The sequence below is a fragment of the Lentilactobacillus parakefiri genome (assembly GCF_002157585.1).
GTDB classification, from domain to species: Bacteria; Bacillota; Bacilli; order Lactobacillales; family Lactobacillaceae; genus Lentilactobacillus; species Lentilactobacillus parakefiri.
In genome coordinates this window covers 1-15,844 of the sequence record NZ_BDGB01000024.1, presented here as the reverse complement: position 1 = coordinate 15,844, position 15,844 = coordinate 1, and the positions used below count along the sequence as shown (strand labels likewise).

Annotated in this window: 14 protein-coding genes, 1 pseudogene and 1 riboswitch; of the genes and pseudogenes, 8 read left to right on the top strand and 7 right to left on the bottom strand. The window is 44.1% G+C overall.

Features of this window, described 5'->3' with window-relative positions; translation table 11 throughout:
• Positions 1-153 (top strand): transposase (locus LPKJCM_RS01465; RefSeq protein WP_165758556.1); only part of this gene is annotated, 153 nt, incomplete at its 5' end.
• Positions 154-282: 129 nt separating this feature from the next.
• Here LPKJCM_RS01465 and LPKJCM_RS01460 read toward each other — a convergent pair.
• The 5 genes from LPKJCM_RS01460 to LPKJCM_RS01440 all read right to left on the bottom strand — a co-directional run bounded on the left by LPKJCM_RS01460 (position 283) and on the right by LPKJCM_RS01440 (position 3,625).
• Entirely contained in the window at positions 283-465 is a 183-nt protein-coding gene (locus tag LPKJCM_RS01460) for an LBP_cg2779 family protein (protein ID WP_013728740.1), read from the bottom strand.
• Positions 466-545: 80 nt separating this feature from the next.
• Positions 546-860: a hypothetical protein gene (locus LPKJCM_RS01455; protein WP_057962322.1), complete on the bottom strand. Its 315-nt coding sequence runs from the start codon at positions 858-860 to the stop codon at positions 546-548.
• Positions 861-936: 76 nt separating this feature from the next.
• Positions 937-1,590 (bottom strand): energy-coupling factor transporter transmembrane component T family protein, encoded by a 654-nt coding sequence (locus LPKJCM_RS01450; RefSeq protein WP_057962323.1) that lies wholly within the window; start codon positions 1,588-1,590, stop codon positions 937-939.
• On the bottom strand, positions 1,587-3,017 hold the full coding sequence (locus LPKJCM_RS01445; protein WP_057962324.1) for an ABC transporter ATP-binding protein: 1,431 nt from the start codon (positions 3,015-3,017) through the stop codon (positions 1,587-1,589). The genes LPKJCM_RS01450 and LPKJCM_RS01445 overlap by 4 nt, the downstream gene beginning before the upstream one ends.
• A gap of 17 nt (positions 3,018-3,034) precedes the next feature.
• A complete protein-coding gene (locus tag LPKJCM_RS01440) occupies positions 3,035-3,625 on the bottom strand; it encodes an ECF transporter S component (protein WP_057962325.1) in 591 nt (196 codons plus the stop codon).
• 136 nt (positions 3,626-3,761) lie between these two features.
• Positions 3,762-3,851: riboswitch (TPP riboswitch) on the bottom strand.
• Between the two features lie 103 nt (positions 3,852-3,954).
• Between LPKJCM_RS01440 and LPKJCM_RS01435 the strand changes: the two genes are divergently transcribed.
• The gene (locus tag LPKJCM_RS01435; protein ID WP_057962326.1) at positions 3,955-4,761 is read left to right on the top strand and encodes an HAD-IIB family hydrolase; all 807 of its coding nucleotides are present in this window, start codon (positions 3,955-3,957) and stop codon (positions 4,759-4,761) included.
• Here the strand turns inward: LPKJCM_RS01435 and LPKJCM_RS01430 are convergent.
• Positions 4,753-5,688 (bottom strand): linear amide C-N hydrolase, encoded by a 936-nt coding sequence (locus LPKJCM_RS01430; protein ID WP_057962327.1) that lies wholly within the window; start codon positions 5,686-5,688, stop codon positions 4,753-4,755. The two genes, LPKJCM_RS01435 and LPKJCM_RS01430, sit on opposite strands and share 9 nt — an antisense overlap.
• 195 nt (positions 5,689-5,883) lie before the next feature.
• Here LPKJCM_RS01430 and LPKJCM_RS01425 point away from each other — a divergent pair, with 195 nt between their 5' ends.
• Positions 5,884-6,513, top strand: a complete 630-nt coding sequence (locus LPKJCM_RS01425) for an LVIS_2131 family protein (RefSeq protein ID WP_057962328.1) — start codon at positions 5,884-5,886, stop codon at positions 6,511-6,513.
• A 218-nt stretch (positions 6,514-6,731) separates the two neighbouring features.
• On the opposite strand, the gene LPKJCM_RS01420 is transcribed toward LPKJCM_RS01425, so the two are convergent.
• Positions 6,732-7,628 (bottom strand): ArsR/SmtB family transcription factor, encoded by an 897-nt coding sequence (locus LPKJCM_RS01420; RefSeq protein WP_057962329.1) that lies wholly within the window; start codon positions 7,626-7,628, stop codon positions 6,732-6,734.
• Between the two features lie 256 nt (positions 7,629-7,884).
• Here LPKJCM_RS01420 and LPKJCM_RS01415 point away from each other — a divergent pair, with 256 nt between their 5' ends.
• From LPKJCM_RS01415 to LPKJCM_RS14020, 5 genes and pseudogenes are all read left to right on the top strand, one after another.
• Positions 7,885-9,336 carry an alpha-N-arabinofuranosidase gene (locus LPKJCM_RS01415; RefSeq protein ID WP_057962330.1) on the top strand — a complete coding sequence of 484 codons (1,452 nt, stop codon included), beginning with the start codon at positions 7,885-7,887 and terminating at the stop codon, positions 9,334-9,336.
• A gap of 77 nt (positions 9,337-9,413) precedes the next feature.
• Positions 9,414-10,706: an MFS transporter gene (locus tag LPKJCM_RS01410; RefSeq protein WP_057962331.1), complete on the top strand. Its 1,293-nt coding sequence runs from the start codon at positions 9,414-9,416 to the stop codon at positions 10,704-10,706.
• Positions 10,707-10,786: 80 nt separating this feature from the next.
• On the top strand, positions 10,787-13,096 hold the full coding sequence (locus tag LPKJCM_RS01405; protein ID WP_057962332.1) for an alpha-L-arabinofuranosidase family protein: 2,310 nt from the start codon (positions 10,787-10,789) through the stop codon (positions 13,094-13,096).
• 45 nt (positions 13,097-13,141) lie between these two features.
• Entirely contained in the window at positions 13,142-15,550 is a 2,409-nt protein-coding gene (locus tag LPKJCM_RS01400) for a beta-L-arabinofuranosidase domain-containing protein (protein ID WP_057962333.1), read from the top strand.
• Between the two features lie 132 nt (positions 15,551-15,682).
• Positions 15,683-15,844, top strand: a pseudogene (locus tag LPKJCM_RS14020) (IS4 family transposase); the annotation flags it as partial.

Sequence of the window (15,844 nt, the reverse complement as noted above, 5' to 3'; positions counted from 1 at the left end):
CACCACTACACCAACGGGCCTTTAGAGGGTTCCAATAATAAGATTAAAGACATTAAACGAACTGGATTTGGTTACCGAAACTTCTTCAGATTCCGGCTCAGAGTACTGTTTGCTTTTCGAGTTCATACAAAAAGAGCTCTAATCACCAAGTGATTAGAACTCCAATATTTTGTTCACCAACAACAGTTGACGAAGAACCCAAAAAATTCAGTAGCGAACAAGACCCGTTCGCTACTGAATTTTCTGTCTTATGTTCTGGGGCCACCCGGGTCTCGTCGCGCTCTACCGTACAAACTGCTCTATCGTTCTCTTTTCATCCGGTGTGGGGTCCGATTCCATTGATTTGATATTGTGGAGGCGTTCAACTGATATGTGCAGGTTAAATGCTAACGCTGTGTCGGGCATATCGTTCTTCTTTTGATAATTAATAATTTCTTCCGCTAAGGTACTAAATTTTTCTGCCATCGTCATTCTCCTCCATCAAAATTCGTGATCCAACTTGTCTTATAAATCCATTATACCAATAATTGAAAGTTTGATACATTTTAACGGTGTTTAAGTCCATATTCCATTAATGCCATGGCGATGAGGGCAATAATGACTGCCACCCACCATTTGTTGGTCTGGATGTAAAAATAGTACAGTAACCCGAGACCGACCACCAGTTGGCCAGCATACCGTTCCCAACGATTCGGTAGGGATAAGAATGCCAAGCCGATTGCCAGAATAATCGACCCAATCAATACAACTTGGGCGCTATCCAGCGAGCCAAATTGAGTGACCAATCCATAAATATCGACAATGATGCCAACGACCAACGCAAAAATTCCAAATGCAAATGCAAACTGATTTGCCCGCATAAAAAACGCCTTCTTCCAATATATCTTTCTCTAACATAATTATAGGTCAAAAAAGGAAATGTTGGAATATTGGCGTTTAGTATCTGATAAAGAATAACAAGACTTGGACGACTGCCAGTAAGACAATAAACAACGTCCAGTCAAGAGCCGTGATTCGAATGACCTTGTAGTGGGTTCGCTCATAATCCTCGACAAACCCATGGGAAGTCATGGCCTCTGCCAGGTTGTGCGACCATTGAATTGATGACAGAATTGATTTGAAGTATAGCTTTGGCGACCAGAAATGCAGCGCATCACCACGCATCAAAGCTGATGTCTTGATAATACGAACTTCCTCCGCGATTTTTGGCATCAAGTTAAAGGCTGCCAAAACACCGTAGGCAAATTTGGAAGGCAGGTGAAAGTCCTGTTCCAAAGTTAACGATAAATCAGTAATACTACTGGTCAACGTGAAGGTTGCCCCAAGAAATACATAAGCGTAGATCCGCGTAAACAGAATCCAGGCAAAGTGGATGCCAGCACTTCCATACAGCCATTGAGAAACGAACAGTCCAACAGCGGGGAACAGCGGCCAAAAGATGATGCCAAATAGGGCTTTCATGCTGATGTGTTGCGTCAGGATATATAAAAGGCTGACAGCAATTAGGATAATGTTGACAATCAGGCTTTGGGTGAACGAAATCTCCAAGGCAACCAACATTACCAACAATAATTTCATTCCAGGATTCATTTGATAACCTCCTGGTAAGTCAGATTTTGATCTTCAAATGTTGCATGATAATCGATGAGGGTATCTAATCCGGACAATTGATGGGAAATAATGATCTGGGTTTGGTGAAAATCGGTTTTAGCCCGATTCAAGAAGCCAACCACGACTTCCAGCGAATGGTAATCCAAGCCCTTGAACGGTTCGTCCATTAATAAGACCGGTGGATTCATAATCAACATTTCAATGATTTGAAGCTTCTTCTTCTGCCCCTCACTTAACGAGTACACGATCCGCTCGTCTTTGCCCGCCATATCAAGTTTGCTGAGCATCTCGTCAACATCTGCCTGGGTGTAATCGGTATTGGTCCGGTTCGCCAGTGACAAATCGAGTTCTTCTTTGACAGTGATGTTCAAGAATTGATTCTCAGCATCTTGGAACAGTAACGTCACGTTCTTTGCATAGGGCAATGGCCGGATTTTCTGGATATCCTTACCGTTAAAGACAATCGTGCCCTTGTATGGCAGCAATTTGGTCAGTGCGTTGAACAGGGTTGACTTGCCAATGCCGTTAGCGCCGGTGATCAAAGTCGTCTTTTGTTTGTAAAAATCAAAGTGATTTAAGGTCAGTAGCAGGGAAGTATGGGGGGCCAGTTTAAACTGGTTGAGTTTGATAATGGCGTGATCATCGCCGCTTGGAATGGCCACCTGCTTGTGCATTTGTTGGGTAGATTCAAAATTTTTGAAGAAATGTTCAGCTTGCCTCTCATCCAACAGACTGATTTGATGGGTATCCGGATCCAAATAGTAGAATTCATCAACTAATCCACGATAACTGGTCAAATCATGGTCGGCGAGAATAATCGTCTTGCCGTGTTCCGTTTGAAGTAACTTTAATTTGTTAATCAAATCTTCCCGTGATCCCGGATCAATACTGGCGAAGGGTTCATCCAACACGATCACCTGGGGATCCATCGCCACGATGCAGGCCAAAGCCACCCGCTGCTTTTCGCCACCGGACAAGGTGTTAATCACCCGCGAACGCAACTGCTTGATGCCGCAGAAATCCAGCGCTTGAGTAATGATCCCGTCCATTTTATCTGGGGCAACCCGCAAATTCTCCAAGACAAACGTCATCTCGTGGACGACGGTGTCCATTGCAAACTGCTGGTTGGGGTTTTGGAACATCATCGCAACCGAGCGGCTGACCTTTTCTCTCGGGATGTCCTTGATATTAGTGTCGCCAAATTTGATTTCACCAACTGCGTCAATTCCGATGAAATGCGGATACAGGCCAGCAATAAAGTACAATAACGTCGACTTGCCACTGCCGGATGGTCCGGAAAGCAGTGAGAAGTGCCCGCTTTTGAAGGTGAGATTAAGATCGTTTAAAACTTTCACGTTGCTTTGTGGATAGTGAAAAGTGAAATGGTTAATCGAAACATCCGTCATGATCAAATCCCCTATAATTACAAGTTAATTGCTTTACTACGATCCAATAATTTAACAATCATCTTGGTCAAGACGCCCGCAAAGATAAAGGTTGAAATATACCGGGTGACAAAGAGTCCCAAGAGCAGTGGCAGGCTAAATTTATCACAACCATTTCGAATCATGTCCCAAGCAAAGGTGATGACCACGGTTGTGAAGATTGAAGCGTTCAGGCCAAACCAGTCGTAACGTTTGTACCCTGTCAAAGTAAAGCCGAGTTCAGAAGCAATTCCTTGAACCAAGCCGGAAATAAAGGCACCCGCACCCCATTGGCCGCCAAGGAAGACTTCAACTGAAGCACCGAGAAATTCACCCAAAAACGCTGAACCAAAGGTGCGAATAATGAATCCAGTCAGCGGACCAGCCATGCACCAAAGGCCCATTAGCAGGTCGTTAGCAAATGGTGCCATTCCAAATGGGGTTAGAGCAACGGTCAGTGCGGTGTAGAGAAAGCCGGCACCCCAAAAAATAATACCAGTAAAAATAGCAATTAAAGCAATCAAAATAATGTTTCTAAGCGTCCATTGGCTTTGCTTTTTGACGCCGCTTGCTTGACTCTTGTTATCCATAACAAGACCTCCAAATATGATTTTGATCAAATAAGTCACTGAAGTCCTGATTGCTGAGCACACAAAGAGGCCAGGCACAAAACTGGTCGTTTTGCCCTGGCCTCAGGAATTCATCTAATTGCAATTAATCCATCTAAATACAACGGAGCATGCTCCCTTCGCTGGAATTGTCCAGATCAGGTTCGATGGGTTTTTCTCAGCCAATAAGGCACCCCAGATAGTTGTATGATCAAATTCAGTATACAAGATATAAAATCAATTTACAAACCAAACTAATCCCTTAAAATGAGAGTATAACCAATTATCGAAATTTGAATGGAGGAGTCATTGTGGTAAAAGTGATTGCAAGCGACATGGACGGAACTTTTTTGAATGATCAGGGAACTTTTGACGAGGAGCAGTTTCAGCAGCAGTTGAATCAGATGGATGATAAGGGGATGCACTTTATCTCCGCCAGCAGTAATCAATATCAGCATTTGTTGGGCTTGTTCAAGAATGTTCACGGGCCGATCTCATACGTTTGTAACAACGGTGCTTTAGTAATCGATGAACGTGGTGTGATTATTCACGAAGAAATGATTGATCATTTGGTCCTGAAAAAAGCGCTGGATTGGATTTTAAGTGAACCCAGTTTTGCTGGTGCTGAAGTGATTCTGGTCGGTCGAAATGGCACGTACTGCAATCTACAGGAGAATTCCAATCGCTTCCAAGCCTCCAAATATTTTTATGAAAACATGCAGTCGATGTCGGACTTACGGTTGGTTTTTGATTCAATTTATAAGCTCGATATCACTTGGGAAGAAGGCGGTGTGATCAAGCGTCAGGATGAATTTAATCACAAATTCAGCGGCCGATTGAACGCTATTTCTTCTGGTATGAATGGTCTGGACGTCATGGTTGACGGTACAGACAAATTGAGCGGAATTGAAATGCTTTTGCAGAGCTGGAATTTGACCCTTAACGATGTCGCTGCATTTGGCGATAATGGGAATGATTTTGAGATGATTAACGCTGCTGGGATTGGTTACGCCATGAAAAATTCGGCGGCTGATTTACAACAAAAAGTTGAGCAGGTCATGGCATACTCCAACAACGAGCAGGGGGTCCAACGAAAAATCGCGGACTACTTAAGCTAGAAACCGGCTGGTATTAGGATACCGTTCCACCAGGTCGACTAATGAGAATGACAATAGCTGTTTGGAATCGTGGTATCTAAAGTAATAGGTCTGGTCAGTTGAATCCAGGACTGAAATATAGTGGGTATAGTTGAAGTTTGGGTGGTCGTCCATTGATGGCTTGTAAGGAATGGCGACTTCATCTAAAACGTTGAACAGACGATTTCTAGCCTCAAATTGGGTTCGGCTGGGTTGTCCTCCAAGCTTGTTAACCGCGGCCACTAAAAATCTGGTTGTTGGCGTGTTAGTTGCCCTCGGCAAGTTTTGGCTCATGATGATTTGTTGCGCTTTGTCCGCCAAGGCTTGCTGGTTAGCAAAGCCAAGCTTCTTTTCCAGCCGGGCCATGTGTTCTGGATAGGTGGGCGAGTTGGTCATAACGCCAATTGAGTCGTCAATAACTTCAAGGCCGTTGATTGTGGGTTCCAAGATGAGCGTTTGGCCGGACTTGTCAGTCAAAATCCAGTGAAACGAGAAGACTTCCTGGCCAGCCATCCAGTATTTGCCAATCAGAGCGATGTTATCGAGGTCGGCTTTGACCTCGGCGAGCGAAGCATGTTCGCCCAGCACCCAGGGTAAGAAATCCTGGGGTGTCAAATTGAGCTTGTCATCAACCTCATTATCCAGGTAATGCGCCTTCAGGGGAAACATTAACTCGGCACAGCTGAGGCCCATGGTGTTGACACCATCTGCAACCAGAATGTTGTCATTTTCTTCGGTGCGGCCGCCACCGATGTAAGGATATTTGATTGGACGAGTTCCTGATAAAGCGGTTACATAAGTTGGCTGGTTAATCAAGACCGGTTTCCAAGCAGCTTTGACGGGGAAGTCCATGGTGCGGGCTAAAAGGACGTGTTGGTTCAGTGTTTCTAAGGTTAAGCTGGTGCACATAATTAGTCACCTCATTGATTAATGTTGACGTAATTTCCTACACATCAAATATAACACGATTTAGAGCTGACACTGTGACAAATCACTGCTGGTTGCGCAGTGCGGGCATTGGTTTAACTTATCTTTGCTCAGACTCGCACTGGTCAATAAACTAGTGTAAACTTAAATTAATTAAGAAGAAAAAGGGGAATGATTATGAAATCCGCCTGGAATTTGGTTGGGATGGCACTTTGGCTGCTTCTCATCTGTTACTTTGCTTATATTATTCACGATATGCGGGCGCGTCGGCTGCGCTTGATCGTGACTGAAAAGAAGTCTTTTACGTGGCGTAATTTTTGGATTTCATGTGGTGAGGTGGCGATATTCCTTTTGTTTTTATGGGGGATGTCATACACGACCTTTTTCCAAGATGTCAAAAAACTGGACACAAACCGGACAACGACCAGTTACGCCTATAAGCCGCTGATCATCCGTTATCGTGCTGATCAGTCGGATTACGTGACCGTCAGAAACGGTAATGGGCGAAAGCCAATTCAGAACTATACGTATTATGTCAATGGCGGCAAATACCTGGTGGATAGCACGAATGCTACGGTGGTATATGGTAAGAGCAACTTGAATGTCCAAGCCGAAACCTACAAGTGGAACAAGGAATACTTGGATCATCTGGACACGCGGTACCAGCACGCTTGGGTGGCAACGGTGACAACAACGTATAAGAAGAACTTCTTCAACGGCATTGGCCTTCACGCCGGGCGTCAGGCTGATCGATTTAGTTTAATCCGGATTCCGGATAAGTCGTTTATGAATGTAGTGGGCGACTGACCCCGGGAGTTCCTGAGCATTAAGGAAGTTACGGCTTGTAATGCGCGGTTTTTGCGCATTGCAAGCCGTAACTTTTTTAAGCGGAGGGAACTGGGGTCAGTCGCCGTCCTCAAAGTAGAAGGGTCAACCAAATAAACGCTGTGATAGCGATTATCGCCGTCACAGCGTTTTGCGTATCAATTATCAAACAACCGTTAGCTTGCCATGTGGATTACCGATCAATTCTCACTAAAGTAAAAGCGCCCTTTAATCCCCTGATCGTGATTGCCGAATTGATTGCCAAAGATGGTACAACCACCGGCATGTTTAGCATCATCTTTAACGCCAATCCGCAGTGTCCAAGAATTCTTGCTGGTATCTAATTCATTAATGGTGGTATCTGCAAAATGCTGACCATCGATAAACGAGCCGTGTTTGGACACTCGCAGAGATTTGAGCATTCCATACTGGTTCATGTCGTTGTATACCCAATCTGGGGTGTACCTGCCGCGAATATCAGAGAAATCACCAGGACTGGTCCAGGTGCCAATCTCCTTGCCGTCCAGACTAATGGTGATGTCAGACGGCCAGCGATTGTTTGAAAATGGGAATTCAGAGCTTAACTCCATCGATAACTCGATCATTTCCAATTCCTGATCCGGCTTCAAATAATTGGGGACCTGGTATTCAACGTACCCCTTTGCAAACCAGAGCATGCCGGCCTCATAACGTTTTGGGTCCATGAAGTAACTTGGATTATCGACTTTACCGATGAAGCCTTTTTGACAGGCAAGGCCACAAGAAGGTTGGACATCAAAATTTGTGAATTGGCCGATTGGCAGTTCGATGTTCCAATTTTCATAAGGGATATAGAGTTGCTGCGGAAAGCTAATATTGATGGTATCAATTTGGAGGCTGCAGATTCGCTGGTTGCCTTTTTTTTGCGTCTTGATAATGTGTGCTTCTTCCAGCTTATTCAGATGCATGATGGTAATTGGACTGCTCAGACGAATCGCTTTTGAAATTTGTGAGACGTTCATCTTTTTTTCGGACAGCAAACGAATAATTTTGATTCTAACCTGACTGTCCAGTGCAGCAAAAATGGGAAGCGATTTATTTGAGATATCAAGATCCATATTATTACCTCTAATTCTTATTAATATTTATATTACCATTCTAAGCAGAATTAAGCCCGACATCCACTCGTTATTAACTATTATACTAAACAGATAAAAATATTCAATGTTTTAGTAAAAACTTGTTTACTTTGGGATTTGTAAGCGCTATATTAAAAGCGTTAAAACATTTACCGGTAAACATTAACAATCTTCATTATTTTAACGTTAATATTTATGTTAACAAGAAACAGTAAATCATGAAAGGTTGAAGAAAATGACAATTGAACTTCTGCCTCAGAAAAATGGCCCACAAATCAGTAAATATATTTATGGTCAATTTTCTGAGCACTTAGGAAATGGAATCTATGGCAGCCTTTACGTAGGCAAAGATTCCGACATTCCAAATGTCAACGGCATGCACACGGATGTCGTGGATGCCCTCAAGAAAATCCACGTGCCAGTATTAAGATGGCCAGGTGGTTTGTTCGCCGACACCTATCACTGGATGGACGGGATTGGGCCAAAAGATAACCGGAAAAAGATCGTCAACACCAACTGGGGCGATGTCACTGAGAATAATCACTTTGGCACGCATGAGTACTTTGAATTGCTCAAACAACTTGGCGCAGATGCTTACATTAACGCCAACATTGGCAGCGGAACGGTTCAGGAAATGGCGGAGTGGGTTGAATATATGACCATGCCAGGTGAATCGCCGATGGCAAATCTTCGTCGGCAAAATGGCCGTGAAAATCCTTGGAAAGTTAAATTCTTCGGAATTGGTAACGAATCATGGGGTGGCGGCGGCAATATGCGACCTGAATATTATTCAGACGTTTATCGTCAATACCAGACGTTCCTACCACAATATGATAAGGATCACCCAATCTATAAAGTAGCCTGCGGTCCGAATGAAGATGACTACAACTGGACAGACACAGTGATGAAGTACGCCGGCCAATACTTGGATGGCATTAGTCTTCATTACTATACCTTGCCAAAAGGGACATGGGGTCAAAGCAAAGGTGATGCCACCGGCTTCCCAGAATCAGAATGGGATTCAACCATGACCCGTGCTAAGCATATGGATGAACTCATCACCAAGCATGCCACCATTATGGATCGTTATGATCCAGACAAGCGGGTTAATTTAATCGTTGACGAATGGGGCACTTGGTTCAACGTCGAAAAGGGAACTAATCCTGGCTTCCTTCACCAACAGAACACGATTCGTGATGCAATGGTTGCAGCAATTAATTTAAACATTTTTCAAAAGCACGCGGATCGCGTTTATATGGCAAACATCGCCCAGATGGTCAATGTGTTACAAGCCATGATTTTAACAAAGGGTGATCAGATGCTGAAGACGCCAACCTATTATGTTTTTGATATGTATCAAAAGCACATGAATGCTGAATTAGTTGAAGGAGTTGGTGATGTTCCTGAAAATGTCACTTACACCGCTTCACGAAAAAATGGCGAGTTAACGATTTCAATTTGTAACTACGATGCTCATGAGAACCAGACCGTTGAGTTCAGTGGTTTGGCCGACTTGAAAGAAGTGACGTCAGCTAAGATTCTAACGGCTGGTACACTAGATGCTCACAATACCTTTGAAAATCCAGATAACGTGGTTGAAGCTGATTTTAAGGGTGCTCATTTGAATGATCATCAATTGCAGTTAGCTTTGCCGTCAAAGAGTGTGGTCACCGTCACACTGAAATAGGAATGAACAATTCTATTTCGGGCTTGAAATGAAAACGCTTCAGTAAAATAAAATTAATTCCCATAGGGGGTTTAAAGATGTCAAAGAAAGATGAAAAAAATTTAAAGGCAGTTGAACCGGCGCCAGAACCAACCAACGCCAAAGTGACTAACGCTGAACAGCCAAAGTTCCCAAAACTGTTTGGATTGGCAATGCTGATCGGACCGTTTGTATGGCTGGCCCCAGCTGGTAATGTCAGAAACACATTACTGCCACAGTACTTCAGCCAAATTGATCCAAGCGGTAAAGTTGCAGCCATTGCAATTATGGCGTCAGTATCATCCATTGTTGCGGCGATTGCCAACATTTTATTTGGTGGTTTATCAGATATTACCCGAACTCGTTGGGGTAAACGAAAGCCATGGATTCTCGGTGGAACGATTGTTGAATCTGGCTTAATCTGTGTGGCTGCCAACTTGCATGATCTTTGGGCAATTGTTGTTATCTGGGGCTTTGTTGCTGCAGCTGAAAACGCCGTTGCTGCTGCCATGGTTGCCCAAGAAGCAGACCGAATTGCACCAAGGTGGCGGGGAACAATTTCCACTTTGTATGGAATTGGGTACACCGCCATTCAAGTGATGACCATGATCGCCGCTCAATTCTTGGGTAATCCCAAATTGGGGATGTACGTCATGGCAGGTAGTGGTTTTGTAATGGGTATTTTGCACGTTTTATTCGCGCATGAAGGCAGTAATCTGGATGAACCTCGTGAAAAATTCTCATGGAGAGCGTTGTGGCTTCATTTCTCACTGCCAACGGTCGGTGCAAGAGATTATTGGTATGCCGTTGCCGGAAAATTAATGATGGTTATGGGTGGAACGATTGCCACTGCATACATGCTCTATATCTTAACTGACTACATGCATTTGGGTCAGCAGTCAGCTGGGAAAACCCTATCTGAAATTTCACTGATTAACCTGGTATTTGGGGTTGTCTTCACTGCTATTTCGGGACCAGTTGCTGATAAAATCGGTCGACTGAAAGCACCAGTTGCGTTATCAACGTTACTGATCGGGATTGCACAATTCTTCCCATTTTTTGATAACAAACCATGGACTATCTTAACTTACGCCGTTTTAGCTGCCATTGGTAATGGTGTTTATAACGCCGTGGATGGGGCTTTGAACCTAGCAGTTTTACCCAACGCAGAAACTTCCGGTAAAGATATGGGGTTCATTAACTTGGCCAATACATTTTCCCAAATTTCAGGAACTGTTGTTGCATCATTGATTGTGACCTATCTTGGTGGCTATAAAGCAATCTTCCCGGCTTCATTCGTGATTGAATTGATTGGTGCGTTCTTAATCTTTAGAATTAAATCCGTTAAATAATTGTGTCAATAAAAGGATGAATATGCAATCGTGTTCATTCTTTTGTTGCATTCACAGCTTGTTAGAAAGAGGTAATCATATTGAATAGTCCACAACTTGTCCCTGGAACCAAATTAGGGGCACCACTTAATGATTTATTTGGCATCTTTTTTGAAGACATTAATCACGCAGCCGATGGTGGCCTTTATGCTGAAATGGTTCAAAACCGCTCGTTTGAATTTGCACCAATCGACAATGAAACCTATCAGCCAACGACTGCTTGGAAATTAAGCGATCCGGCCAGCCTGAAAGTGACTGATAAGGATTCTTTGAACATCAAAAATCGGCACTATTTAGAAGTGAATGCGCAACAAGACGTCGACATCACCAATCTCGGTTTTAACCGGGGAATGTATATTGAAGCTGGAAAAAGATATCATTTTTCCTTCTTTGTTAAAACACTGAATGGGCGCAAAAATGTTAATGTTCATTTGACTGACAAGGTGGGAAATGATGTGGCCGTCCCAACGGTCATTTCGGTTGAAAGTCATCAATGGCTTAAGTACACCGCGGACCTTGATGGAAATCAGACGACCACTGAGGGTAGGTTAACCCTAAAGTTTGAACAGGGCACCCATCTTTTGGTTGATATGATTTCGTTATTTCCGGATGACACGTTTAATCACCGGCCAAATTATGTCCGAAAAGATCTCGGGGAAACGCTGAAGGCATTGCACCCGAAATTTTTGAGATTTCCTGGCGGTTGTTTAGTTCACGACGGTCAACTGGATCCTGACGACCGTGGTTCGATGTATCGCTGGAAGAACTCAATCGGCCCCGTTGAGCAACGCCCAGCTCGCCGAAATAACTGGGGATATAATCAAACGCTTGGATTGGGTTACTTTGAGTATTTTGAATTAAGTGAGGATATTGGTGCCAAGCCACTGCCGGTACTGCCCGGCGGCTACGATCCACATCACGATCGAGAGGCGCCAATTGATCAATTAGGTGAGTGGATTGACGACGCACTTGATCTGATTGAATTTGCTAACGGATCGACGGCTACCAAGTGGGGCAAGATCCGTGCAAACCTCGGTCACCCTAAACCGTTTAACTTGGAATACTTGGCAATCGGGAATGAAGAAGTTGGTCAGGCCTTCTTTGACCGCTACCCATACTTTCACAAAGCTATTAAGGCTAAATATCCAGAAATCAAATTAATTAATACGGCTGGTCCGTTTGCTGCGGGGAAGGAATTTGATCGCGGCTGGAAATCAGCTCAGGATAATCACTCGGATTTAGTGGATGAGCATTACTACATGGATCCCGAATGGTTCTTGGCAAACCAACACAGATATGATTCGTATGATCCAAACGGCCCGAAGGCATTTTTGGGTGAGTACGCTTCAAAAGCAAATCAGTGGTATAACGCCGTGGTTGAGGCCAGCTATATGATTGGTCTAGAACGGAATGCCGATAAGGTTGGCTTGGCGTGCTATGCTCCACTGTTCTGCAACGTGGACTATGAAAATTGGGGAACTGATCTGATTTATTTTGATCAAAAAGAAGTTTCCCCCACCGTTAATTATTTTGTTCAGCAGTTATTTATGAAATACCAAGGAACTGACAATGTTTATTATCAGCTCAAAGATTTGCCAAAGGCCAAGGTTGTCGATGATCAGCCAATTGTTGGTAAGTTCTTTATTCAAGGAGATAAGGCACGGGCAAAGTTTGAAAACATTGTCCTGGATGATGGGCATCAAAAGCAAAAATTTGGCTCACAAACCGTTGACCATGAAGAAAAAATTGAGTTGGGGTCAACTGATGCGACGGACTACACGATCACATTTGACGTGACCAAGACTGATCAGGATTCCAAGGGGACCCACTTCTGTTTTGGTCAGCAGGAAAGTGATAAATGGTTCGTCTGGATTCTCGGTGGTTGGGCCAATACTGATTCGATGGTTCGTGTTCACCACGGGAAGGCAGATTCTGATTGGACCCAAACGACGTGGTCAATGGCAAAAGGCCGGACCTACCACTGCAAATTAGTGGTTGACGACCGTCGTGTTCAGACATTTATCGATGGTCAGCTGTTCAATGATGTTGTCATTGCGTCAACCGTTATCGAACCAGTGTACACTAATATGACTTATGACCGAAACACCAAACAGTATTACTTTAAGGTTGTCAATGTAACTAAGCAGCCAAGGGCAATTATGGTGGACTCTGACCAATTCAGTAACGGCTCGGTCTATCAATTGTCGGGCCACCCAGATGCTGAAAATAAATTGGGAACGAATAATCAAATTACAACAAACCGTCAGCCGTTTAATGGCCAGAAACTCACGTTGCCACCATATTCAGTCACAGTTTTAATCAGCCCACATCGATTGGATCAAACAAAGTGAGTGTGGTGTGAATAAAGTCTGAATTTGAGAAAGAGGATGCTATCGATGCGACAAAACATCAGTTCGAAATTTATAACACTCACTGACCCTGAAGTTGCAAACGCCCAAAAACAAACGCTAAAGTATTTGTTACAGTTAGACCCGCAGCGCTTCTTGGCAACTTTCGACCAAGTAGCAGGTATTCATCCAACTGCCCCTGGCTACCAAGGCTGGGAGCGCACTGACGGCTTAAATTTTCGTGGGCACTTCTTTGGGCATTACCTGTCGGCCCTGTCTCAAGCCGTCCAATCTGTTAGAGATCCCACAATTCGGCAGCAATTACTAGACAAGATTCGAATTGGCGTGAATGGCTTACAGACCGATCAAGGTGCCTATGCAGAAAAGCACCCCGGAAGTGCCGGGTATGTTTCAGCGTTTCGAGAGGTTGCTTTGGACGAAGTCGAAGGACGGCAAGTGCCTGAAAGCCAAAAAGAAAATGTGCTGGTACCTTGGTACAACTTGCATAAGGTGTTGGCAGGACTTTTGGCGGTCGACGTCAATCTTCAAAATGTTGATCCGAATTTGTCCGACAAAGCGTTAACGATTGCCCATCGATTTGGCCTGTATGTAGCTAAGCGATTGGACAAGTTGACCGCTCCTAAGCAAATGCTTAAGACAGAGTATGGTGGGATGAATGATGCATTGTATGAGTTATTTGACCTGACTCACGATGAGCGCATGCTGACTGCGGCCGGGTATTTTGATGAAACGGCACTGTTTAAACAACTTGCGGAGGGTAAGGATATCTTGCCCGGTAAGCATGCCAACACGACCATCCCCAAACTGATTGGTGCCCTACATCGGTATGAATCGCTCCATGATTCTCAGCAAGCCAACCAGTTCTTAAACGCAGAAGAAACGGCTTCGCTGGCGATGTACCTTCAGGCGGCCGTTAATTTCTGGCAAATCGTGGTGGCTAATCATACCTACGTGACGGGCGGAAACAGCCAAAGTGAGCACTTTCACGAACCTGGACAATTATTTCATGATGTCGTGCTGGCGGATGGCGCGACAACGTGTGAAACCTGCAATACTTATAACATGTTAAAACTGAGCCGAGCCCTTTTTAGAGTCACCGGTGATAAAAAGTACTTGGATTATTACGAGCAGACCTATACCAACGCTATCTTGGGGTCTCAAAATCCAACTTCGGGGATGATGACCTATTTTCAACCAATGGGCGCTGGGTATACGAAGATCTTCAACCGGCCATTTGATGAGTTCTGGTGTTGCACAGGGACCGGAATTGAAAGCTTCACTAAGTTGGGTGATAGCTTTTACTTTTGGGAAAAGGACACGTTGTATTTGAACCTGTACTTTTCAAATCAGCTGCGGTTGATTTCAAATAACCTGCAGATTGATGAGCAGGTCGACCGAAAATCCGGTAAGGTTCATTTGGCGGCGACTCGGCTAAGAATGAAGGACCAAGCTGGCACGATCAATCTGAAATTACGGAGGCCTGCTTGGCTGGATCAGCCCGCAAAACTATCCGTTGATGGAACGCCTTGCCAAATTAATCAAAATGCTGATTTTTGGGAAATTAAAAACGTTGGTGATGGAACCGTTGTTGATTTGGAGCTGCCGATGAGTCTTAGAATTGTTCATACCAAGGACAATCCACACTACTTGGCCTTCAAGTACGGACCATACGCCTTGGCAGGCCAACTGGGAGACTATCAAGTCAATGCCGATCGGCCGAACGGCGTTCTGGTGCGAATCAGTACTCACGATCAGGCTGCACCGGCAACCCTAACAACCGATATGGATTGGCAAACTTGGGAGCGGTCATTGAGCGATCAAGTGATTGTGAAAACTCAGACCCCGTATTCATTGTTCGAGTTAAAGTTGCCTAATATCAGCGAGCAGCTAACATTCATCCCGTATTATCAGACTCATGATACCCGCTACGGTGTCTATTTCCAGTGGCAGCAGGCCGGTTCAAAGGAGGCGCAACATCGCCAAGATCAGTTGTCAGCACTCAATGAATATCGGCAAAAGACGGTTGCAGAATTAACTAATTTTGATAATAACAACTTTGAATTTGACAAGCATCTTCTACAGGAACGTTCCGAGGTAAGTAACGCCAAAGGACGGCGGTTTCGGGTTGCTCACCAAGATGGTTGGTTCAGTTACCAATTTTCACTGGCAAAGGCTCACCCAGACCTCTCACTAATGCTTACTTTCAATGTGGAAGATGCGGGTCATTCTATTGTGGTTGGCTTTAATGATGACCACAAATTCGATCAGGTTCTGACCGTCGCTGAGAATCATCCAACAGATTCCAAAGGCTTTTATCAGGTTAGGATTCCGATTTCTGTAACCCTCATCAATAACCACAGAGACATCAAGTTAGTCTTTAGCAGTGCTGGCGGTAATACTGCTCGTTTGTTTGGAATTAGACTTTTTAATAGTTAACTGAAACTTGAAAGCTAATAATCACGCCAAAGGCGTGTGGTTATTGGCTTTTTTGGCAAAAAAATAAACGCAAGCTCTCCTGCGTTGTATACTTTAGTCGACCAAAACCAAGATACAAAGGAGACTTACGTCATGAATATTATAAGACAAAAAAATACAGAAAACGAGCTTCACAATAGTGTTCATCAATTTACTTCCCTCATTGGTCTATCTAAACTCACCAAGTTGGTGAATTATCGCCGGAATTCAGAAATCAGCTTGATGAAGGTCATTGAATGGCTGCTCACGACAAAG

Bases quoted from the DNA above. Each gene is read 5' to 3' on its own strand.
- LPKJCM_RS01440 (WP_057962325.1), bottom strand. From the start codon at position 3,625: ATGGATAACAAGAGTCAAGCAAGCGGCGTCAAAAAGCAAAGCCAATGG.
- LPKJCM_RS01445 (WP_057962324.1), bottom strand. From the start codon at position 3,017: ATGACGGATGTTTCGATTAACCATTTCACTTTTCACTATCCACAAAGC.
- LPKJCM_RS01400 (WP_057962333.1), top strand. From the start codon at position 13,142: ATGCGACAAAACATCAGTTCGAAATTTATAACACTCACTGACCCTGAA.
- LPKJCM_RS01425 (WP_057962328.1), top strand. From the start codon at position 5,884: ATGAAATCCGCCTGGAATTTGGTTGGGATGGCACTTTGGCTGCTTCTC.
- LPKJCM_RS01410 (WP_057962331.1), top strand. From the start codon at position 9,414: ATGTCAAAGAAAGATGAAAAAAATTTAAAGGCAGTTGAACCGGCGCCA.
- LPKJCM_RS01415 (WP_057962330.1), top strand. From the start codon at position 7,885: ATGACAATTGAACTTCTGCCTCAGAAAAATGGCCCACAAATCAGTAAA.
- LPKJCM_RS01455 (WP_057962322.1), bottom strand. From the start codon at position 860: ATGCGGGCAAATCAGTTTGCATTTGCATTTGGAATTTTTGCGTTGGTC.
- LPKJCM_RS01430 (WP_057962327.1), bottom strand. From the start codon at position 5,688: ATGTGCACCAGCTTAACCTTAGAAACACTGAACCAACACGTCCTTTTA.
- LPKJCM_RS01460 (WP_013728740.1), bottom strand. From the start codon at position 465: ATGGCAGAAAAATTTAGTACCTTAGCGGAAGAAATTATTAATTATCAA.
- LPKJCM_RS01450 (WP_057962323.1), bottom strand. From the start codon at position 1,590: ATGAATCCTGGAATGAAATTATTGTTGGTAATGTTGGTTGCCTTGGAG.
- LPKJCM_RS01420 (WP_057962329.1), bottom strand. From the start codon at position 7,628: ATGGATCTTGATATCTCAAATAAATCGCTTCCCATTTTTGCTGCACTG.